22 protein-coding genes are annotated in these 21,237 nt (G+C 52.2%); 7 read left to right on the top strand and 15 right to left on the bottom strand.

The genetic code is table 11. The annotated features are described in order from the left end of the window. Positions 1 to 233: 233 nt before the first annotated feature. The 5 genes from recG to mutY all read right to left on the bottom strand — a co-directional run bounded on the left by recG (position 234) and on the right by mutY (position 6,716). Positions 234 to 2,333: an ATP-dependent DNA helicase RecG gene (gene recG, locus CA264_RS15070; RefSeq protein ID WP_025608216.1), complete on the bottom strand. Its 2,100-nt coding sequence runs from the start codon at positions 2,331 to 2,333 to the stop codon at positions 234 to 236. A gap of 727 nt (positions 2,334 to 3,060) precedes the next feature. Next, positions 3,061 to 3,678, bottom strand: coding sequence for a gliding motility lipoprotein GldD (gene gldD, locus CA264_RS15060; RefSeq protein ID WP_051364482.1), 618 nt, complete (start codon positions 3,676 to 3,678; stop codon positions 3,061 to 3,063). Beyond that, positions 3,638 to 5,008, bottom strand: a complete 1,371-nt coding sequence (gene gldE / locus CA264_RS15055; protein ID WP_025608213.1) for a gliding motility-associated protein GldE — start codon at positions 5,006 to 5,008, stop codon at positions 3,638 to 3,640. Before gldE ends, gldD begins: the two co-directional genes overlap by 41 nt. 26 nt (positions 5,009 to 5,034) lie before the next feature. Further along, complete coding sequence (locus CA264_RS15050; protein WP_025608212.1) at positions 5,035 to 5,514, bottom strand: single-stranded DNA-binding protein; 480 nt, start codon at positions 5,512 to 5,514, stop codon at positions 5,035 to 5,037. A gap of 110 nt (positions 5,515 to 5,624) precedes the next feature. Then, the gene (gene mutY / locus CA264_RS15045; RefSeq protein ID WP_025608211.1) at positions 5,625 to 6,716 is read right to left on the bottom strand and encodes an A/G-specific adenine glycosylase; all 1,092 of its coding nucleotides are present in this window, start codon (positions 6,714 to 6,716) and stop codon (positions 5,625 to 5,627) included. A gap of 325 nt (positions 6,717 to 7,041) precedes the next feature. Between mutY and CA264_RS15040 the strand changes: the two genes are divergently transcribed. The 3 genes from CA264_RS15040 (at position 7,042) to CA264_RS15030 (ending at position 10,088) form a co-directional block, all read left to right on the top strand. Then, the gene (locus tag CA264_RS15040) at positions 7,042 to 7,347 is read left to right on the top strand and encodes an HU family DNA-binding protein (RefSeq protein WP_025608210.1); all 306 of its coding nucleotides are present in this window, start codon (positions 7,042 to 7,044) and stop codon (positions 7,345 to 7,347) included. A 60-nt stretch (positions 7,348 to 7,407) separates the two neighbouring features. Then, positions 7,408 to 8,274 carry a tetratricopeptide repeat protein gene (locus CA264_RS15035; RefSeq protein WP_025608209.1) on the top strand — a complete coding sequence of 289 codons (867 nt, stop codon included), beginning with the start codon at positions 7,408 to 7,410 and terminating at the stop codon, positions 8,272 to 8,274. A 215-nt stretch (positions 8,275 to 8,489) separates the two neighbouring features. After that, positions 8,490 to 10,088: an Rne/Rng family ribonuclease gene (locus CA264_RS15030; RefSeq protein ID WP_025608208.1), complete on the top strand. Its 1,599-nt coding sequence runs from the start codon at positions 8,490 to 8,492 to the stop codon at positions 10,086 to 10,088. Between the two features lie 73 nt (positions 10,089 to 10,161). On the opposite strand, the gene CA264_RS15025 is transcribed toward CA264_RS15030, so the two are convergent. Continuing rightward, the gene (locus CA264_RS15025; RefSeq protein WP_237151128.1) at positions 10,162 to 10,833 is read right to left on the bottom strand and encodes a porin family protein; all 672 of its coding nucleotides are present in this window, start codon (positions 10,831 to 10,833) and stop codon (positions 10,162 to 10,164) included. Between the two features lie 75 nt (positions 10,834 to 10,908). On the opposite strand from CA264_RS15025, the gene gldB reads away from it, so the two are divergent. From gldB to CA264_RS15010, 3 genes are all read left to right on the top strand, one after another. Continuing rightward, entirely contained in the window at positions 10,909 to 11,913 is a 1,005-nt protein-coding gene (gene gldB, locus CA264_RS15020) for a gliding motility lipoprotein GldB (RefSeq protein WP_051364481.1), read from the top strand. 92 nt (positions 11,914 to 12,005) lie between these two features. Then, positions 12,006 to 13,202 carry a glycosyltransferase family 4 protein gene (locus tag CA264_RS15015; RefSeq protein WP_025608205.1) on the top strand — a complete coding sequence of 399 codons (1,197 nt, stop codon included), beginning with the start codon at positions 12,006 to 12,008 and terminating at the stop codon, positions 13,200 to 13,202. 249 nt (positions 13,203 to 13,451) lie between these two features. Then, positions 13,452 to 13,931, top strand: a complete 480-nt coding sequence (locus CA264_RS15010; protein ID WP_025608204.1) for a hypothetical protein — start codon at positions 13,452 to 13,454, stop codon at positions 13,929 to 13,931. 81 nt (positions 13,932 to 14,012) lie between these two features. On the opposite strand, the gene nth is transcribed toward CA264_RS15010, so the two are convergent. From nth to CA264_RS14970, 7 genes are all read right to left on the bottom strand, one after another. Continuing rightward, on the bottom strand, positions 14,013 to 14,699 hold the full coding sequence (gene nth / locus CA264_RS15005) for an endonuclease III (protein WP_025608203.1): 687 nt from the start codon (positions 14,697 to 14,699) through the stop codon (positions 14,013 to 14,015). Positions 14,700 to 14,718: 19 nt separating this feature from the next. Next, positions 14,719 to 14,949: a hypothetical protein gene (locus CA264_RS15000; protein ID WP_025608202.1), complete on the bottom strand. Its 231-nt coding sequence runs from the start codon at positions 14,947 to 14,949 to the stop codon at positions 14,719 to 14,721. Continuing rightward, positions 14,924 to 15,526 carry an RNA polymerase sigma factor gene (locus CA264_RS14995; protein ID WP_025608201.1) on the bottom strand — a complete coding sequence of 201 codons (603 nt, stop codon included), beginning with the start codon at positions 15,524 to 15,526 and terminating at the stop codon, positions 14,924 to 14,926. Before CA264_RS14995 ends, CA264_RS15000 begins: the two co-directional genes overlap by 26 nt. A gap of 558 nt (positions 15,527 to 16,084) precedes the next feature. Then, the gene (locus tag CA264_RS14985) at positions 16,085 to 16,477 is read right to left on the bottom strand and encodes a group III truncated hemoglobin (protein ID WP_025608199.1); all 393 of its coding nucleotides are present in this window, start codon (positions 16,475 to 16,477) and stop codon (positions 16,085 to 16,087) included. Between the two features lie 4 nt (positions 16,478 to 16,481). After that, on the bottom strand, positions 16,482 to 16,805 hold the full coding sequence (locus CA264_RS14980; RefSeq protein ID WP_025608198.1) for a cupin domain-containing protein: 324 nt from the start codon (positions 16,803 to 16,805) through the stop codon (positions 16,482 to 16,484). A gap of 231 nt (positions 16,806 to 17,036) precedes the next feature. Continuing rightward, a complete protein-coding gene (locus CA264_RS14975) occupies positions 17,037 to 17,375 on the bottom strand; it encodes a hypothetical protein (RefSeq protein WP_025608197.1) in 339 nt (112 codons plus the stop codon). A gap of 331 nt (positions 17,376 to 17,706) precedes the next feature. Beyond that, positions 17,707 to 18,138 (bottom strand): hypothetical protein, encoded by a 432-nt coding sequence (locus CA264_RS14970; protein WP_025608196.1) that lies wholly within the window; start codon positions 18,136 to 18,138, stop codon positions 17,707 to 17,709. 286 nt (positions 18,139 to 18,424) lie between these two features. Here CA264_RS14970 and CA264_RS14965 point away from each other — a divergent pair, with 286 nt between their 5' ends. Further along, positions 18,425 to 19,684, top strand: coding sequence for an MFS transporter (locus tag CA264_RS14965; protein WP_025608195.1), 1,260 nt, complete (start codon positions 18,425 to 18,427; stop codon positions 19,682 to 19,684). A gap of 89 nt (positions 19,685 to 19,773) precedes the next feature. Here the strand turns inward: CA264_RS14965 and CA264_RS14960 are convergent, their stop codons facing one another. Further along, complete coding sequence (locus CA264_RS14960; protein ID WP_071784617.1) at positions 19,774 to 19,899, bottom strand: 30S ribosomal protein THX; 126 nt, start codon at positions 19,897 to 19,899, stop codon at positions 19,774 to 19,776. Between the two features lie 90 nt (positions 19,900 to 19,989). Next, positions 19,990 to 21,012 carry a type 1 periplasmic-binding domain-containing protein gene (locus tag CA264_RS14955; protein ID WP_025608194.1) on the bottom strand — a complete coding sequence of 341 codons (1,023 nt, stop codon included), beginning with the start codon at positions 21,010 to 21,012 and terminating at the stop codon, positions 19,990 to 19,992. Between the last annotated feature and the right edge of the window lie 225 nt (positions 21,013 to 21,237).

Raw genomic sequence — 21,237 nt, 5'->3', positions numbered from 1 at the left:
CAGTAGCACGTTTGGCTTTACAAGCGAGTTGAGTTACAAACTCAACATCATAATAAGTCACAAGTCTGAAGACTTGCGCCAGCAGGGGAAGTATAAACAGAGGCAGTCGGAGGCACAAGCGGACGCTTGCGCCAGGTGGGGGAGTTGGTAAGCGGCATTGTATACTTGCCCTGCTTCTTCAGCTCACAAATTTGTCTTCTTACAACACTCAGCACTCGAGACTCAGAGCTCCTCTAGCTGATTCTGCTCCAGTTTACTGTATTCACGCTCAGAGACTGAATGTGGCGGCGGATGTTCATGTTCTCTGGTTGCTCCAGCTGCGGGTCCTGGTTTAGTACGCGCTGGGCGGCAGCACGAGCCTCCTGTAGTATAGGTGCGTCTTTCGAGAGGTCGGCAATGAGCAGGTCCAGTACACCGCTTTGTTGGGTACCCATCAGGTCGCCGGGGCCACGCAGCTTTAAGTCGATGTCAGCGATTTCGAAACCGTTGTTGGTGCGTACCATCGTTTCGAGGCGGGTTTTGCTGTCTTTGCTCAGCTTATAGCCTGTCATAAGGATACAATAGCTTTGCTCGGCACCACGGCCTACACGCCCACGCAGCTGGTGCAACTGCGACAAACCAAAACGCTCGGCACTTTCTATAATCATCACAGAGGCATTCGGCACGTTTACGCCTACCTCAATTACGGTGGTAGCAACCATGATTTGTGTCTCGTTTTTCACGAAGCGCTGCATCTCGTAATCCTTGTCCTGTGCCTTCATTTTACCGTGCACCATGCTTACCTTAAACTCCGGGAATGCACGCTTTACGCTCTCGTAGCCGTCCATCAGGTCTTTGTAATTCTCCATCTGCTCCGACTCCTCTATGAGCGGGTACACAATGTATACCTGGCGACCCAAGTTTATCTGGTCGCGCACAAATTGAAACACGCGCAGGCGGTGCGAATCGAAGCGGTGGGTTGTCACGATCTCTTTACGGCCTGCAGGTAGTTCGTCTATTACCGATACATCCAGGTCGCCATACAAGGTCATCGCCAGAGTGCGCGGAATAGGAGTGGCCGTCATCACGAGCACGTGCGGGATGATGCGCGGATTCTTGCGCCACAGTTTAGAACGCTGCTCCACACCAAAGCGGTGCTGCTCATCCACAATGCAAAGGCCCAGGTTCTGGAACTGCACGACGTCCTCTAGTAAAGCATGTGTGCCCACAATCATTTTCATGTCGCCAGAGCGTAGCTGCTCGTGTAGTACTCGTCTGTCTTTTGCTTTTGTAGAGCCTGTTAGCTTGCCCAGGTTTATACCTAAGCTGTCGGCAAAGGCTTTTAAACCCACATAATGCTGGTCAGCCAAAATCTCGGTAGGAGCCATTAACACCGACTGTGCCCCATTGTCTGCCGCAATCAGCATGGTAATAAAAGCCACGATGGTTTTGCCCGAACCCACGTCGCCCTGCAGCAGGCGGTTCATCTGCTTGCCTGCTGTTAAATCTCCGTAAATTTCCTTTACCACCCGCTTCTGCGCATTGGTAAGGTCGAAGGTCATGTGGTTTTTGTAGAAGTCAGTGAGCGTAGCTGTGTTTTTGAAGATCTGCCCTTTCAAGTCGGCTTTGCGCACTACTTTCTGGCGGAACAGGCGCAGCTGTATGTAAAACAGTTCTTCGAACTTTAGCCTGAATTTAGCCTTGTTATACTTATCAGCCGTTTCGGGGAAGTGGATGTTGGCATAGGCACTGCGCTTGTCCATCAGTTTGTATGTATCAATCAGCTCCGGCGACAGCGACTCCTGCACCTGTGGCAACGCCACTTTCAGCAGGTGCTCCATCATCTTGCTGATTACTTTGCTCTCGATGCGATGGGCTTTGAGCTTTTCGGTAGTGTGGTACACTGGCTGCAGAAAGGCTGTTGTCTGCTTCTCCTCGGCCAGTTCCTCCAGCTCCGGGTGCGCCATGTTAAAGCGTCCGTTAAACTCCGTCGGCTTGCCAAATACGATGTAGTCGGTGTGGTTCTTCAGCGTTTTCTGCATCCATTTCACCCCCTTAAACCATACCAGTTCCAGTTGGTCACCGTTCTCATCCACCAAAGTAGCCGACAGGCGCTGTTTCCTGCCTTCGCCTAGTACTTCTTTGCCCCGGATGCGCCCGCGCACCTGCACGTAAGGCATGCTCTCGTCCAGCTCTGCTACTTTGTAGAACTGGGTGCGGTCGAGGTAACGGAAAGGGTAGTGCTGGATTAAATCGCCGTAGGTGTAGATGTTGAGTTCTTTCTGCAACAGCTCCGCCCGCATTGGCCCCACGCCCTTCAGGAATTCTATTTTGGTGTTGAAGAAGTTGCTCACGCTTTGGCTTGCTTTCGTGTTAAGGGTGAAAGTATAGATTACAAAAATACGCAAAAGCCCCGACAGGTGTAAACGCTGACGGGGCTTTATACTTGGGGTTGTTAGTCTGAATCAGGATTTTCAGGATGCTTGGATGGACAGGATTAAGTACATAGTTTATACTTTGTGGTATAAGCGTCTGTTTATGCCAGGCGGGCGGTGCAGTTTATCTTCTTCTCCTGCTGGTTACACATTCGGGTAAAAACCTTTTACAGCTGTTAAACCAAATGGCGCCCTATGGCTGCATTTCTGGCAATAGCTAGAAGAAACGGAGACAAGATAGATAGTAAAACATACAGCCAACCCAGTACTCTTGCTAATCTTGTGTTGGCCCAAGGCTTATCTTGATAATGCTGGTACACCTTCAACGGTTTTCCGTCCTTGATATATATAAAGTAGGCTAATACACAGTTAACAAAGGTTATCAGAAGAGCATAAGAGCTAGAAAACCCAATGCCATAGAAGTAAGGGTTCTGAAGTATTCTAATAACTATGTACAGGCAAAATTCTTGTGCAGCTAGCACAAGAACTAAAGCAGGAACTGCTCCATACTGCGGGTTAACCCTATCATTCCGATAATAGCTGGAGGTCAGGTAAAAGGGGAGGTGGAAGAAGCTCAGAATCATTCGAACTCACAAGTACACTTGGTGTCAGAGGATAACCTGGAAAGCCACAAGCGCAGCAACATCTATTTATCCTTCCACTCCAGCGTATTCAGCAGGTGGATGATGTCCTTTTTCACAAACTCTATTACCGGAGCCAAGGAATCGTTTTGCGTAGCTGTTTTGAAGTATAAAGCGCCGCGCAGGAAGTGCTCTGTAGAGTCTGTTACATAGAACTGGAACTGGCTCGGCACCTCGCCCTGCAGCTCAAACACTGCGGCCACATCGCCGGAGGGTATCTTTATTTCCGACTCCTCAATGGCGTACGCCTTAATCTGGTGCTTGGCCGTTAGCTTGCGCGCATCCTCTACCAGGTTGTTGAGCATCTTGTCGCTGTTCCGGATATCCTTGTACGTTAGCTGCACATTCGCACCAAGCGAGGGATAGATAATGTTAATCCAGTGCGGCTGTGCAAGGCCAGAGGAGTCAGGGCGGATCTTGGCGTGCTTCGAGAACTCAAAGGTGTAAGGGTGCTCCTCCTGCAGTTGCTGATATGTTTGCGACGGCAGGTCAATGCGGTTGTAGCCTTTCGGTTTGGGCGTATACTCGGCGCTGCAGGCAGCCACGCCTGCAGCGAGGCCTACCCACAAGAACACCTGCAGTTTAGCTTGCTTTATGATATTGCTCTTTTTTGCTTGCGACATTTATCTTAACTCGTTTTACACGCTTCGTGTCTGCCGACTCCACCGTAAAGTGGAAACGGCCATACGCTGCGTCTTCGCCCACCCGAGGGATGCGTGAGAACAGTGCCAGCATAAGGCCTGCCACTGTTTCGTTCTCGCCTTTTACCTCGTCAAAGGCATCAAATGGCACCTCCGCAATTTTGCAGAAGTCGTGCAGAGAGGTCTTGCCATCAAATATAAAGGTATTTTCGTCGAGTTGGGAGTAGATAATGTCATCATCGTCATCAAACTCGTCGTTGATCTCGCCCACAATCTCCTCCACAATATCTTCGAGGGTTAGCAGGCCCACGGTGCCGCCGTACTCATTCACCACAACTGCCATGTGCACGTGCTTTTCCTTAAAGTCCTGGAAAAGATCGGCAATGCGCTTACCCTCCGGCACAAAGAACGGCGGGCGCACCAGCTGCTGCCAGTTAAAGCCAGCGCCCTTGCCCAGGTGCGGCAGCAGGTCTTTTACGTACAGGATTCCCTCAATCTGATCGGTGCTCTCCGTATAGACCGGCACGCGTGAGTAGCCCCATTTTACGATTTCCGGCATCAGCTCCGGCAGTGTCTTGGCAGTGTTAAACGCGATAATATCCACCCGCGGGCGCATGATCTGCTTTACATTGATGGCGCCGAAGTTTACCACGCCCCGCAGAATCTTCCGCTCCTCCGGGGAGGTATCGGCATTGATCAGAGCCACATCCAGGCTGTGATGGAGGTCCTCCATGGTATGGGTGTAGCCCCTGGCAATGTACTTCTTCTCGATGTGCTCGTTAATGGATATCAGCAGCCACGAAAGCGGGCGGATGAGGAGCTGCAGCCTGTCCAGCAGGCCGGCCATGTGCCCCACCAGGCGCAGCCGGCGCTTTTGCACGTACACTTTGGGCAAGACCTCCCCGCAAAACACGATAAAGAAAGTAGCAAAAAGCATGCACAGCACCATCACGCTGGCGGGTAAGGTCATGCTGCCGAAAACCTGCCAGGCCACATAAGCAAACAGCGTAATGATTGTTACGTTGATGCCGTTGTTAACAATAAGAATGGTGGTAAGAAGCTGGCGCGGGTTCTGGAGGAGGCGGTACACACGTTGCTCAGCGGGGCGCTTGCTCGTTTTGCACTGCTCCAGCTCCTGCTCCGAGAGAGAGAAGAAAGCGGCCTCTGCCCCCGAAGTGAGGGCAGAGAGCAGCAGTAAAATAACACCGCCGAGGATGGCGATGATGTATTCGACCCTAAGCTGGGTTAATGAACTTTGCAGAAGTTGGAGTAAGGTATAACTCAGGGGGTCTCCGGGATCTGTACTTTCCAAAATTGTTCAGTTTAATGAAACATAGGTTAGAACGGCAGGTCGTCCGGCTCGTCGTTCTGGAACGCAGATGCTCCGCCGCTATTGCCGCTGCCGGCTGCTGCGCCTGCACCGTAGTTGCTGCCACTGCTTGCTGCCGACTCCTGGTAATTGCCGCCGCCGCCATTGCCGTTGTCGTTGCGGCCACCCAGCATGGTCATCTGGTCTGCAACGATTTCGGTGCTGTAGCGCTGGATGCCGTCTTTATCCTGGTAGTTGTTGGTGCGCAGTCTGCCCTCGATGTACACAGAGTTGCCTTTCTTCAGGTACTTCTCCGCTACCTCGGCCAGGCCTCTCCACAGCACAATGTTGTGCCACTCGGTGCGCTCCTGGCGCTGGCCCTGCTTGTCTTTAAACGTTTCGGAAGTGGCGATAGGGAAGCGGGCTACAGCCACACCACCTTCCAGGTGACGAACCTCCGGGTCTTTGCCCAGGTTTCCGATCAAGATTACTTTGTTAACACTTGCCATGTCTTTTTACGATAATATTAAGTTAATTGGGCTACTCCAGCAACCAAGCTGGAGGCAAATATGGCTTACTAAAACAGATAATGCTTTTGCCTGCAAAATTAGTTTCAGTATTATAAAGATACTAAAATCCTGGCATCTTTCAAATAGCTGCTGATAAGAACTGGCTTAGGCAGGCTTTCTATTTCTTCAACGTTGTAAAGGCCTAGCCTTGTTTCTGTTAGCACGTCATTTTTTAGCGTTTCGTGCAGCTTAATGCGGTGAAAATGGGCCGTTATTTTCTGGTGGCTCAGGATGTGCTTGTAGGTTTTGGAGACAGGCATGGCCTGAGCGTCCTGCACTGGCACGCCCGCCTGCCGGAGCTCCTGTAAAAGCTGCTCCTCCGGCAGGTCCTTGCTCTCGCTCTCGTACAGGTAAAAATCGTAAAGCCCTTGCCAGACGTCACCTTCTAAGCGCTTGCGCATATAAAAAGCCCCGTTCAGCTCAAAAACGACATAATGGAAGTAACGCGGGCGGGCAGCCTTGGCCTTCGACTTTACCGGTAGCTCCTGCACCATGCCGTGGTTAAAGGCAAAGCAGCTTTGCTGCAGCGGGCAGAACAGGCAGTCCGGCATGAGAGGGGTGCACTGTATGGCCCCAAACTCCATGATCGCCTGGTTAAAGGTGTCGGGTTCGTCGGCAGGCACCAGCTCATCTGCCACTTTTTGGAAAACCTTGCGCGAGGCCGGGGCCGCAATGTCGTCCGGGATGCCGAAAACGCGGGCCAGCACCCGGAAAACATTTCCGTCCAGCACCGCTACCTGCTCTTTGAAGGCGAACGCCGCGATGGCGGCCGCCGTGTAGCTCCCCACCCCCTTTAGCTTCAGCAGCTCACTGTAGGTGTCAGGAAACCTGCCGCCATACTTCTCCACCACCAGCTGGGCGGTGTGGTGCATGTTTCTGGCCCGGGAGTAGTACCCCAGGCCTTGCCAGAGGCGCAGGACCTCATCCTGTGGGGCGGCCGCTAAAGCTTGTACCGTAGGGTAGGTTTCCACAAAGCGCTGGTAATAGGGCAGCCCCTGTGCCACCCGCGTCTGCTGCAGAATCACCTCGGAAAGCCATATATAGTAAGGGTTGGTAGTATCGCGCCAGGGCAGGGAGCGCTTGTGCTGGCCATACCAGCGGATAAGGGTTTGGGCAAAGTGCGGATGTGCGGTTTCCTTCATGGGTACGTGTTGTTGCGTTTGCGGGAACAGGCAAAAGTACGGCTTTGTTCGGTGCGGGGGCAAACCCTGGATGAATGGGGGAACATTGAAATATAATTTCGGAGGCTGCGTTAAGGGGTGGTAAGCACGGCGCGGGAGTTGCACAAATCGTACGGAGGCACCCGAAAAAGGAGCCTGCTTTAGACCTAATAATTTAGCGCTAAAGCTTTTACTATTCGAAAAGTAAAACTACCTTTGTGCCCCGAATTTCAGGGACAGAGCGAAGGCGCTGATTTCCAAAGAGTAGAAAGTTAACTTATTATTAATTTTATAAAAATCTAAGAAAGTGACTAAAGCAGAAGTAATATCAGAAATTGCTGATAAGACAGGGATCGATAAGGCAGATGTACAGTCCACAATCGAGGCTTTCTTCAAAGTAGTGAAGGACTCAATGGCTGACGGCAATAACATCTACGTGAGGGGTTTTGGTAGCTTTGTGAATAAGAAGCGTGCGAAAAAAGTAGCTCGTAACATTTCTAAAAACACATCTATCATCATCGACGAGCATTTTATCCCTAGCTTTAAGCCGTCTAAGACCTTCATCCAGAAGATCAAAAACAGCAAGAAAATTCAGGAAGTAGCACATTCTTAATTTTTTGTATCTTTGCTGATCTAAATTTGTTAAATCGAAACAGCCACTTAGGTAAAAAGAATGAAACGGAACCAAATATTGATCGTTGTTGCAGCCATCGTCTTGGTGGGCGTTCTATTCTTTTTACCTAAAGTAGTTGTAAACGAGGAAGACAAAAGCAATCTTGCCAAAAGCGAATCTCCTGCCGCAACTCCGGAGGGCCACTCAGAAGATGATGGCCACGACCACGGAGCAGAGGCAGGCGCTGCGACAGAGGCACACATGACAGCCAGCCCTGAGCAACTGCTGGCCCTGACAACGGCCCGTGCCAAGTATAACAAGGCATCCGATGAGCAGACGCGCAACCGTGTGGCTCCCGAGCTGGCCGAAGCTTATGCCAACGCTGCCAAGTATGACAGTGCTGGCTACTACTATGAAATAGCTGCAAACGCCCGCGGTGGTGAGAAAAGCTATAAACGAGCAGGTGATGCTTACTACGAAGCCTTTACCTTTGCCGCTACGCAGGAACGCGCCAGCGAGCTGGGAGCCAAGGCCCGCAGTATGTATGAGCAGGTGCTGAAGAACAACCCGACGGACCTGGACGCGAAAACCAACGTAGCCATGACCTATATCGCGACCACCAATCCGATGCAGGGAATTACGCTGCTGCGCGAGGTGATCGCCTCAGACCCGAACAATGAGAAGGCCCTGTTTAACCTCGGTATTCTGTCTATGCAGTCTAACCAGTACGATAAGGCCGCAGAGCGTTTCCAGAAGCTGGTGTCGGTTAACCCGGCCCACGTAGAAGGAACCTTCTACCTGGCTGTGTCGTTGGCTGAGACAGGGCAGAAGGAAGATGCTAAAGCGCTGTTTACCAAAGTGAAGGGAATGAGCAGCGACCCGGCCCTGACTGCCTCGGTAGACGAGTACCTGGCAAGACTCAACTAGAGAATTAAAGAAATCATCCATAAAACAAAAGAACAAGACTATGCCTTGCGGAAAGAAAAGAAAAAGACATAAGATCGCTACACACAAGAGAAAGAAGCGCTTAAGAAAGAACAGACATAAGAAGAAGTAATTTCTTCTGCGTTAACGAGGGCCCACTTTGCATTTGCTAAAGTGGGCTTTGGTCTTATACATCCAACATAACCATTTGAGAGAAATTGAGTAACGAACTGATCATCAATTCTACTCAAGATGGGGATCGCATTGCGCTTTTACAGGACAAGCGACTGGTAGAGTATCACTTCGAGTCGAAAGACACGGACTACATTGTAGGTGATATTTTCCTGGGGACTGTAAAGAAGGTAATGCCCGGACTGAACGCCGCCTTTATTGACATTGGCTACCAGAAGGATGCATTTCTGCATTACCATGACCTGGGAGCCAACATCAAAACGCTGAACAAGTACGTGAAGGCGGCGCAAACACAGAAGAACGCAACACCCAAGCTAAACCAGATTAAGTCTGAGCCTGAGATAGATAAGCTCGGCAAAATAGCTGACGTCCTGAAGAAGGGGCAGCAGCTGTTGGTGCAGATCGTAAAAGAGCCAATATCTACCAAAGGGCCGCGCTTATCCTGCGAGCTTTCCCTTGCCGGACGCTACCTGGTGCTCGTGCCGTTTTCAAACACGGTAAGTGTATCCAAGAAGATCGTCAGCAAAGAGGAGAGAACCCGCCTGAAGCGCCTGATCACAAGTATAAAGCCGGAGAACTTCGGCGTGATCATCCGGACAGTGGCAGAAGGCCGCGATGTGGCAGAGCTCGACAGAGACCTGCGCAACATGCTTGCGAATTGGGAGGAGGGCTTTAAAACCCTCCGTATAGCGAAGCCAAACGATAAAATCATTGGCGAGCTCAATCGTTCTTCCTCCATCTTGAGGGATCTATTAAACGAGAGCTTTGATAACATCGTGGTAGACGATACGCATCTCTACGACGACATTAAGGCATACGTACAGAGTATAGCGCCGGAAAGAATTAAGATTCTGAAGCACTATACCGGTAAAACAAAGACCTTTGAACACTTCCACATCGAGAAACAGCTAAAAGCTGCCTTCGGAAAAACAGTGACAATACCAGGTGGCGGTTACCTGGTGATAGAGCACACCGAGGCGCTCCATGTTGTTGATGTGAACAGTGGGAACAAATCCAATACCGAAACCGATCAGGAGGCAACAGCGCTGCATGTTAACATGATGGCCGCCAAAGAAGTGGCTCGCCAGCTGCGCCTCCGGGATATAGGTGGTATCATAGTAGTTGACTTCATTGACATGAAGTCGCCGGAAAACCGCCAGAAAGTGTATGAGGTGGTGAAGGAGGAAATGAAGCGAGACCGTTCCAAGTCTACCATTCTCCCCATCTCGAAATTCGGCCTGATGCAGATCACGAGACAGCGTGTAAGGCCCGAGCAAAATATTGTAACCGGCGAAGTTTGCCCTACTTGCGGCGGCACCGGTAAAATAACGGCCAGTATTCTGGTGACGGACGAAATTGAAGCAGCGGTAGACGACCTGCTGACGAGCCACAACCACAAGAGTCTGCAAGTATACTTACACCCGTTCGTGCACGCCTACTATACCAAGGGGCTGCTATCGAAGCAGGTGAAGTGGTTCTTCAAGTACTTCAAGTGGGTGAGCCTCATAAAAGACACCTCCCTGGGCATCATGGACTTTAAAGTGATGGATAGCCGAGGAGAGGAAATCGAACTGCGAACCGCCTTCAGCGATGTGAACGGCGTGCAAGATAAAGAAGAGGAGTAAGACGGTTTGCTCTGAATGAAAAAAGCCGCTGCTAATTGTTTAGCAGCGGCTTTTTCTGTTGAAGAGGGTTTGCCTAGAACTTCACCCCGAAGTCCAGCGAAACGCCGTTGTTCTTCAAAGAGATGTTCTTGTCGTTCAGGCGCTCCTCGTAAAAATCATCGATATCGGTCAGGCCGCGGTGGTAGGTGAGGCCAGCGAACAGCTTGGTGCTCTGCCCCATCTGGAACTCGGCGCCGCCCCCGAGCAGCACGTCTGCCTCGAATATGTTAAAGCGCTTGATCACCTTTTCGCTGTTAATCACTTTTTTGTCGTCCACCTGCGCTGCCACCTTCGTGTTCAGGGAGCCGCCCACCTGGAAGTACACAATGGTGCCCGGGGCCACTTCGTTCGTAAACAGCTTCAGCGTCAGCGGCAACTCAATGTACTGTATCGTCAGGTCATCTTTATCTTTGATCTGCTCCACAGAGCCATCGGCATTCTCGCGGGTGTAGTTGTAAGAGATTTCCGCACCCTTGCCACGGTAAATCAAACCGGTGCTGAACGCATAGTTCTGAGCAAAGAAGTAGTCCGCAATCACCCCGACACCCAAACGCAGGTTGTTGCTCTCTTTCTCAAAATGATACCTGTCTTCGGCTACGAAGCGATTACCAGAGATGGTAGGCGAAACCTGGAGGCCAATCTCTATCTGTGCCATGGAGGTGAACCCAGCGCACAAAAACAACATCAAGAGTGCAATTTTCTTCATGAACATAGCTTAAATTATACTTTATGTTACCCTAATACGAAGTAACCCCCTATTTTTGTACAAAGATACGAAACAATGTATTACAGATTACTTATACTTGCGCTAGTAGTGTTTTCCTTCGGCTGCGGCGAGAAAGGATGTGAACTTCCGGATGAAATAGCTGAGGTGCCCGTGGACGTGCAGATTGAGCGCCTGGAGCAGCCTTTCTTTGCGGTGAGCTCCAAAGCTGAAATGGCCGACTTTCTGAAGAACCACCCGGTGTTCGCCGACAAGTACCTGCAACAGGATAACTACCCCTCAGACTCCGCCCTGATTTCCCCGCTTTACGGCCTGGCCACTAACCCTGCGCTGGATTCGCTGGCAGAGCAGGCAATCCAAACTTTTGGCAGCATGCAGGAGCAGGAGCAGCAACTGGAGCGGGCTTTCAAGGTAATAAAGTACTACTACCCGGAGTACCAGGTGCCGCAGGTGATGACCTTCGTGACCGGGCTTGGCACGCTAGGCAGCGACCTCTTTGTGTCGGACAGCCTTCTGGTCTTTGGCCTTGATTATTTTATCGGTCCGAAGGCTACATACCGCCCGCAGGCTTATGAGTACATTCTGCAGCGCTATGAACCAGAGAAGATGGTGCCTGCCGCCATGCTGCTCCTCTCAGACCGCTTTAACAAAACCGGCTTTGCAGATCGCACGCTGCTGGCCGAGATGATCGGTATAGGCAAGGCTTACTACTTTGTGCAGTCTGTGCTGCCCTGCGTGCCGGACGCATACATTATGTCCTACACCGAAAAGGAAATAGCCGACGTGTCTCATAATGAGGGGCGCATCTGGGCGCATTTTGTAGAGAAGGAGCTGCTATTTGAGAAGGCGCCCTTTGTGGTGAACAAGTACATTGGCGAGCGCCCGAACACGCCGGAGATTGATGCCACCGCACCCGGGCGCATCGGTGCGTGGGTAGGCTGGCAGATTGTGCGGGCATACATGGAGCGGAACCCGGAGGTAACGCTGCCGGAACTAATGGCCGAAACCGATTACCGCAAAATCTTCAGCGAGTCGAAGTATAAACCTGAGAAGAAGCGTTAACGGATGGCTGCGGTTTCAGCAGCACGAAGTATAGCAACGAAACGTTTCACCGGTAGTCGCCAGGCCTCCTCTTCGCGAACAAAATTTACAGCATGCACATCGCCCTACTGAACCAACACCACCACAACCCGGACTGCCCTGCCACCTGCCGCCACTACTCCTTTATGGAGGAACTGGTGCAAAGGCACCGGGTGAGCCTGGTAACGAGCGACGGGTGGCGGCGCACGCGTGTGACCCACGCGTACAGCTGGGTGCCGGAAGGGGTGGAGCTGCTGGAGTGTGAGGCACCCTACACCAACAAGATGGGGGTGCGCAAACGGCTGAAGTCTTTTGCCGGCTTTGCGGGTAGTGCTTTTAAGAAGACGATGCAGATGCCTAAGCCGGATGTGCTGTGGGCGGTTTCCACTCCGCTGAGCACGCCGTGGGTGGCGGCGCAGGTGGCAAGGCTGCGCGGGGTGCCGTGGGTGTTTGAGGTGCAGGACCTGTGGCCGAGCTTCCCGATACAAATGGGGGCTGTGCAGAACACATGGTTGCAGCAGCGCCTCTACAGCATGGAGAAAAGCCTCTACGAGCGTGCCAGCCACATCATCACCCTTTCGCCCGACATGTCGGACTACGTGGCTGACTTAGGCATCCCGCGTGAGAAGATCACGACAAACTATAACGGAACTGACCTGAACATGGTCTCCGCTGTGCAGGAGCACGAGCTTGCGCTGCTGCGCCAGAAGTACGGGCTGCAGGGAAAGCAAGTAGCCCTATACGCCGGCACCTATGGCCGCGCCAACAGTATACCCATGCTAATGCAGGTAATGGAGCAGATGGCCGCAAATACAAGTATAACGTTTGTTTTCACGGGAAACGGCTACTATGAGGCACAGCTGCAGGAGCTGGCGCAGCGGCTGCCGAACCTGCTCTTGCTGCCACCGCAGCCCCGGCCCGAGGTGTTTAAATGGTTTAAGCTGGCAGATATCTCGCTGGTGCCGTTTAACGATTTGCCCGTGCTTGCCACCAACTCTCCGGCGAAGTTCTACGACAGCCTTGCCTGTGGCACTCCCGCCTTGGTAACCAACCCCGGCTGGACGAAATCCTTTGTGGAGAAGCATGCCTGCGGTTGGTATACCCCTGCCGGCCAGGCAGATGCCATGGTACAGCTGCTACAGGAGGTGCTGGCGCAGCCGGAACTGCTACGGGCATGTGCGGCGAACGGAGCGGCCATCGCCCGCCAGCTATTCGACCGCAAGCAACTGGTGCAGCAAGTGGAAAACGTACTGCTAAGCGTTGTGAAGTAGCTGCTCTGCCACATCTCCTTTGCTTGCCTCCCACCTATTTTCCAGCCCTTGCAGGAGTGCATCAATCAACCTTCTTTTTCTTTCTGTAAGTTTTGCGTTTTGATACACAATGCCTTGTAGCGTTTTGCTTCGGGCGAGCCACGGGCCGGTAAAATTGTGGCACGCCGTTTGGATATTGCCATAGAGCAGGCAAAAGCCACCAGGCCTGGATTTTACTGCCGGTTTATTTAACTACTTGAATAGAAGAAGATGAGAAAGCACATACTAATGCTGGCCCTCGGCGTGCTGATAGCAGGAGGCGCTGTAGCACCCGCAGTAGCACAAAGCAATGAGAAGTCACGCCAGGAAGTAAGAAAGCAGGGGCACAAGGAAAGGGGCACGCGTAAAAGCCCTAAAGAAAGAGCCAAAGCCAGAGCAGAGCGCATGACCAGGGAGCTTGACCTGAATAAATCGCAGGCCAGGAAGGTTGAGGCCCTTTGCCTGCAGCATGCAAAAGATAAAGATGCCATGCGGGCGAGGTTTAAGAAGGGAGACAAAAGAGACGCCAGCTTCCGCAAGGAAATGATGGATAGCCACAAGCGCCACAACGAAGCCATGAAGGAAATCCTCAACAAAAAGCAGTACGCCAAGTATGAAGAGCAGCGTGAGCAAATGAAGGCCAGGCATAAAGAAAGAGCCGACAGTGGCAAACGAGGCCATCATGCTAGAGAAGCCGCTCAATCCCGGTAACACCCAGAACTAAAACAGGCAAGCTGCGAACGGCTTGCCTGTTTTTTTGTGCTGTTCTGTAGCCACGGCAGCGACGCGACTCTAGGCAAGGCCGCCCAGCTTATTCTCCGGGTCATCCGGAATGTTGGGGAAGTTCTTCTGAAAAAAGGCGCAGAAGTGGGTGAGGGGGCATTCCTCGCATTTCGGGCGGCGAGCCACACAAATGTAGCGGCCATGCAGGATGAGCCAGTGGTGTGCCTTAGACACAAGCTCATTGGGGATGTTTGCCACCAGCTGCTTCTCCACCTCCAGCGGGGTTTTGGCGGCTTTGGTTACCAGGCCCAGTCGCTTGCTTACCCGGAACACATGCGTGTCCACGGCCATGGCTGGCTGGTTCCAGATAACAGACACAATAACGTTGGCTGTTTTACGGCCCACCCCTGGCAGCTTTACCAGTTCCTCTACTGTGCTGGGCACTTCTGAGTTAAACTTCTCTACCAGCATCTTGCCCAAGCCGGCCAGGTGCTTTGCCTTGTTATTCGGGTAGGAGATACTCCGGATGTACGGGAACACCTCCTCCGGCGTGGCAGTAGCCAGTGCCTCGGGGCTAGGGTAAGCCTCGAAAAGGGCAGGCGTTACCATGTTCACACGCTTATCCGTGCACTGGGCGCTCAACACCACGGCCAGAATCAGCTCGTAGGGGTTGGAGTAAGCCAGTTCTGTTTCGGGCTCCGGAAAGTGCTGGGTAAAGTACTCAATCAGGAGTTTGTAACGTTCCTTCTTCTGCATAAAAAAAGTTTGCAATCAGTTAAGACTGCAAACTTAAGCTTTTTGAGTAATTTAAAATATCTTGAACCGAGCGTGCGCTTGGCGCCTTGGCTGCCTCATCGAGTAGCTGTTGGAACATGAGCAGTTCAGAACAGCCCTCGGCTAGTTCGTCATCTTGCATAAATGCTGATTCCAGCTGCGCGCGGGCGTCTTCGGCCAACTCGTCATATACATACTGGATCAGCTCATTCTGAGTAGAGGTTTTTATCATACGCAATGTTACCGTTTAGCATCTTTTTCCGCAGGTTGATCAGCGCATAGCGCATACGACCCAGGGCAGTGTTGATGCTCACACCGGTAGCGTCGGCTATCTCCTGAAAGCTCATGTCTGCGTAATGGCGCATCATCAGCACTTCACGCTGCGACTGGGGCAGCGTCTGGATCAGCTCGCGTAGACGGGCATGGGTGTCCTCCTTTATCTGCAGCGACTCGGCTGAGTCCTCTGAGAAAGACATCGTGTTAAACACGTTACTGCCGTCTTCCAGTGTGATCACCGGGCTTCTCTTCTCTTTACGGAAATGGTCTATTGCCAGGTTATGGGCAATGCGGCATATCCATGAAGAAAATTTGCCTTCCTCGTTGTAGCGGCCGCCTTTCATGGTATGGATGGCTTTTATGAATGCATCCTGCATGAGGTCCTCGGCCGTGTACGAGTCCTTCACAATCATTAAAATAGTAGTGTAGACTTTGTTTTTGTGTCTGTTTACTAGCTGTTCAAACGCACTTTCATTACCTGCGATGTAGAGCGAGACTAATGCAGAGTCGCTCATCTGGGTAGTTGTATTCATCGTAAAGCCACATTAAGTTAACGTAGAGCTTTATATCATATTGTTGCGTTTACTAGGTTATAACAGATTTTTTCAGAAGTGTAAATCAAATATATAGAACGCCTTTTAGATGTGCAAGAGCTGCCACATGTATTCCGTGAAAAAAATAGGAGCTTCTATACTTGCTCTTGTCTTTTCGCGTTACGCTGCGTCTATATGGGCTATATATACGAAAGGGTATAAAATGGGTGGTGAAACGCAGTAGATTTATTTTTCCACATATAGCCGTGTGCTATGCTTTTGGCCGGCCGTGGCATCGGGTTTAGTGAGGGCTTTTTCGGCAGCTTGAGAAAAATGGTGCAGGTAGCCAGGCTGTTGCTGTGCCTGCGCTTCTGCTTAGCTTGCCGGCGACGTATTTTGGAGCTGCTGCCTTTCTGGTAAAAAAAAGATGCCGTGCGGATAGGCCGGCACTGCTTGGGCATGCACAAGCAGCAGGCCCAGGCAGTGCGAAACAGGTTAAAAAGAGAAGGGCAGTAACGCTAGCGCCACTGCCCTTCTCTTTTTGACCGCAGGATGCGGCTACACCACGTCGGCCTCCTGGTCCAGGAAACTGAAGAGGCCCATCTTCATCTGGAAAACACGGGCGATGCTGCTGGCCTTGTGCTTTGCCTCCTCCGCCTTGGTGCCTTCGAACAGCTCGTCCACCGTTTGCAGAAACAGGCTCACCCAGCGCGAAAAGTGCTTCCGCTCAATAGGCAGGCGCATGTGCTTCGGGAAAGGCTGGCCTTTGTAAGCGATGCTGCCGAACAGAACGGAGCTCCAGAAGTTATACATAACCGGCAGGTGGCGAGACCAGTCTACTTTGGCAAAGCCGTTGAAAACCGGTGAAAGCAGGTCGTCCTGGTTCACGTGGTCATAAAATGTATCTACAAGCAGTTTGATATCTTCTTCGGTCGCGAGGTCTCTCTTCATAAGGTTATTTTATCAGCACCATCTTAAAGTTTGTCAACGCTTTCAGAGCGTGAGGCTCATGGGCCGGAATCCTGATGACCTGCCCTGCCCTCAGCACCTGTGGCGACAGGTAAATACTGAACTCGCAGGCTCCCTCCAGCATAATCAGCAGCACATCATGGCTGGTTTTATGCTCCTTAAGCTCTTGCCCCTCTGAGAAGGCGAACAGAATCGCCTTCTGCTTCTCGTGCTCCAGTATAACCTGGCTCCGGAAGCTGTTCGCGCTGTAGGCTATCTGGCCACACAGGTCGGTCAGTGGCTGCTGTAGGGGTTGGTTATCGGTATCCATGGCTGCTCTTACTCGTGTTGTATCCTATGCAAGTTTACACACTAACCGCCTCCTAAAAAATGACTTGCATCATGTATAGCCCCTGGCAGTTATTCTGATAGGCCCCGCGAGTGCCGGGGCAGGAGGGAGAGCCGCTGTGGGGCCCGGAAAGGTACGGACATAAAAAATCCTTCGAAAGAGCTGAGGAATCTTGCGAAGGATAATCTTTAAAGTTTAGTAAAGGCAGAAGGCTTACCTTCTGCTGTAGCCTTTGAGGCGGTTCAGAATCAGTAGCAGGCGACGGTTAATATCGCGCTCCTCTACCGGGTTGCATTGAGCCGAAAGGTTGCAAGGCTGCTTCAGTTTAGCCTCCACATTCTTCAGGTGGTCCAGGTAACATTCCAACGTGGTGCACGAAACGTTTTTCAGCAGATCCTCTTCAGCCTCATTCTCCTTTTTATACTTCAGGTTGATGGCTTTTGCGATTTCTGTGTTTATGTAGTTCGTTACTGCGTCGTCAGTTGTAATCTCCTGCTGGTACACCTTCCGCTCGATGTTCTCCAACAAATCTCTGATGTCCAGTGCTTGCATGGAATAATCTTTAATTGTGAAATAGATAATTTTATCAACGTCTTACAGTCCTCAAGATACGAGCCAGAACGACGCGCGTTGACTAAGAAAAGTATACTTTTTGTATTCGTAATACGTGTGCCTCCCTGTTAACAGAGAGGTAATAAATAAATTACGTTGGGCTAACTTTTGCTGGCCTGCAGCGCCTTTGATAAACAGGGCCCAAGATTAAAAAAGGTGAATTTTTATACTTCTGTTTAAGAGACATAGTTACAGAAGCCGCTCTGTTTTTTAGTAAGTTTTTTGGATGTTATTGATAGTTAGCAAGAAAGGGCCGGCAAGGAGCCCTTTGCTACGGCACTGCCTGCAGGCGGCACGCCTCAAGCCACTCCAATGCGTTGTGCTCACTTATGAAATAACGCGCATGCAGGTGAGGGCTGTAATGAATCACCTCCGAAATGGGCTTAGTTTCCGATACCAGGTTCTGGCGCTGCAGCGGCGACATAAGATATGCAATAAAGATGCCAGGAGCCATGGTGGCTGCCGGCGGCGACATGTTGGCGATAAACCAGCTGCGCTCCTGCTCCGAGGAGATGTTGCGCATGCGCAGGTCGTGGAGCCAGAAGCGCGACCTATGCTGCAGTGCCAGCTTCAGGGCGGCCAGGTAGCCCTCGGTAAACTGTGGGCCCTCCACCGCCACACGCCATCTACAGAAGAGCACATCCAGGTCCTGCCGAAAAGTAATAGTCAAGAAAGGGAGGTCCTGTTTGTGAATGGCTGTCATCGGTCGTTGGTTAGTGTTTAGGCAAAAGGGAGCACCCTCTGCCGTTATGTCAGATGTATGCTAACGCCATATAATATCCTGCTGTACTGTAAAGTGCTGTGCCTAACGCCACCCCCCGCAGACCAGAAACTACGGATCCGAAAGTCAGAGACTGAGGTACTTGTTATACGGTAATGAGTTATAATAGATATTGGTAAAGCTATACTTTTTAAGTATTAGCGGACAAGCGCTATTAAGAGATGCTTCTTTGGCGTAGCTTTGGGCCGAAAGTGTACAAAGCAGAAAAATGAGTAAAACACGCAAGCACGACCCTTATGCCGTTCTGAAGCTGCCGGACTTCAGGCTGTACGTTTCGGCAAGGCTCTGCATTACCCTGGCCATGCAGATACAGGCTGTTATTGTAGGGTGGCAGATCTACGACATGACGCAGGACCCGCTCTCGCTTGGCTTGATAGGGCTGGCCGAGGCCATTCCCTCTATTGTCGTGTCGTTGTATGCCGGGTATGTGGCAGACATCGTGGAGCGGAAGCGAATCATCCTGGTGGTGGTGGCCGTGCTGGCGCTTTGCTCTGCCTCTCTCCTGTACTTTACGCTGGACATAAGCCGGGTGCTGCTCCTGTACGGTGCCTTGCCCATCTACGGGGTTATCTTTGTGAGCGGCATTGCCCGGGGCTTTATGGGGCCGGCCATCTTCTCGTTTATGCCGCAGCTGGTGCCTAACAAGCAGCTGTACGCCAATGCCATTACCTGGAGCACCACCACCTGGCAGGCAGCCTCCGTGGCGGGGCCGGCTATCGGAGGCCTGCTGTACGGTTTCTACGGTATTACAGCCTCTTATATGACCGATGCCGTGCTGGTGCTGCTGGCCCTGCTCTTCTTTAGCATGATCAGCAGAAAACCATTGCCAGAAAACGCAAACCCCCAGAACCTGAAGGAGAGCCTGCAGTCGGGGATACGGTTCGTGTTCGGGAACCAGATCATACTTAGCGCGATCTCTCTGGACCTGTTTGCCGTGCTGTTTGGCGGGGCAGTGGCGCTGTTGCCCATCTTCGCCTCCGATATCTTACTGGTGGGGCCGCAGGGCCTGGGCATGCTGCGTGCGGCGCCTGCGGTGGGCTCTGTGCTGATGGCGATGCTCATGGCCTACTACCCGATCAATGTGGATGCCGGCAAAAAAATGCTGTGGTGCGTGGCAGGTTTCGGGGTGTGCATGGTGCTGTTTGGCCTCTCCAGGAACTTTTGGTTCTCGCTGGTGCTGCTGGCCCTGAGCGGGGCGTTTGACAGTATCAGCATGATTATCCGCTCCACCCTTATTCACACATTAACGCCAGAGTACATGAAGGGGCGCGTGTCGTCGGTAAACAACATCTTTGTCGGCTCCTCCAACGAGATAGGCGCTTTTGAATCCGGCTTTACGGCAAAGCTGATGGGGACAGTGCCAGCCGTGGTCTTCGGCGGCATCATGACCCTGGTGGTGGTAGCCTTTACCTCTGTAAAAGCCGATAAGCTACGGGTGCTGGACCTGACGCCAGAGGAGGCCGTGTAGCCTGGCCGGCGAGCCAAATGGCAGAAATATAAACGCGCCTCCCCCGCACAGCAAAGGCCGGGGGAGGCGCGTTTTGCTTTGCGGCGGCGCTACTCCGCCGTGGCCGCCTTGTCTGTAGGCTTCATCTTTTGGTTGTAGTCCTTGTGCGGGCGCCTTTTGCCGTAAGTGCCCTTCGTGATTTTGCCTTTTCTGGATTTTTTATCTCCTTTTCCCATAAAGCGTTAGGTTAGATGATGAACCTTTGCGCATACGCGCGTAAAAGGCTGTGGTTTAGGTTTATGAGCGATATTTTTCCGCCTGTTTCGCTACTCCAGCACTACCCGCTGGCGCACCACCTCCTGGCCTGATTTGGCCGATAGAATGAACATGCCCCGCAGGTTTTGCAGCTGCTGCTGGCTGAGCTGGAGCTCAGCGTCTTCGCCGGCCAGATTTTGCTCAAACAGTACACGCCCGGAGAGGTCCTGCAGCTGTACCAGTACCTCCCGCTGCTGGTAAGGCACTATTAAGCTAACGTTGCAGTCGCCGTTGCGGCACGGGTTAGGCGAAAGCATGATCTGCAGCTGTTTCGCCAGTCCCTCAGCGGTTGCTACAGCGATGACCTTGGAGTATTCGAACTGGCCGTCGTAGTCCACTTGTTTCAGGCGGTAGTAGTTCTGGCCTGGCAGCGGGCGGCTGTCCAGGTGGCGGTAGCGTTGCATTACGGAGGAGGTTCCGTGGCCCTGCACGGAGCCGATCTGCTCAAACTGCTTTCCGTCGGCACTGCGCTCCACCTCAAAATGGCTGTTGTTCTCCTCGCTGGCCGTGCTCCACTGCAGCGCCACGCCATTGGCACTGGCCACCCCGCTAAAGCTGATCAGCTCCACGGGAAGCGGCGTGATGGACAGGCAGGGGTCGTTGGAGTCCAGGCGGGCCTGCAGGTCCACGATCTCGGTCGGGATGGGAATCCTGAACCCGAAGAACTGCAGGTATGTGAAAGTGCTGACTACCACATCGGGCGTGCTCACAAAGAGGTCTCTGTTCACCAGGAGCTCCACAAAGGGGCTGGCAGCCAGCTGCGCCCTGGTCCGCAGAACGGGTACTCCGCCCACGGGCACGAAAATCATCCCGTCGATGTTACTGCAGTTGCCGCTGTTTAGCAGGGTGGCGTTTAAAACCACCAGTAGTGTGCCGGCGTTCGGGGCTGACTCCTGTACGGCCTCGTAAGCCACAAAAATACATTCGTCAGCGTACTCGCAAACGGCAACGGTCTGTGCCTTGGCCCTGCCAAAAGGCATCAGGAGTAAAAAAAGTATCGGTATCAGGAAGGTAAGCAGCGTAGATGTTTTCATGAATAGGGTCGCGTTAAGTTCTAGCTCACGGTGCAACAGGAGGCGTACCCAGCGGTAAACAAGGAGTCAGGAGGGCGATGGCCCCGGAGGGTGAGGGAACAGGCAAAGCGCCATCTTTGGAGGGGTTGGTTCGTTGCAGCAGAGCCTGCAGTGCAGTTTCTGCTACGCACACGGCTGCGCAGTTGCTACAGCATGCCATGCTATACTGTTGTGTACGAGTGCGAT

The organism is Pontibacter actiniarum (assembly GCF_003585765.1).
GTDB lineage: Bacteria > Bacteroidota > Bacteroidia > Cytophagales > Hymenobacteraceae > Pontibacter > Pontibacter actiniarum.
This window is presented reverse-complemented; position numbering and strand designations above follow the sequence as displayed.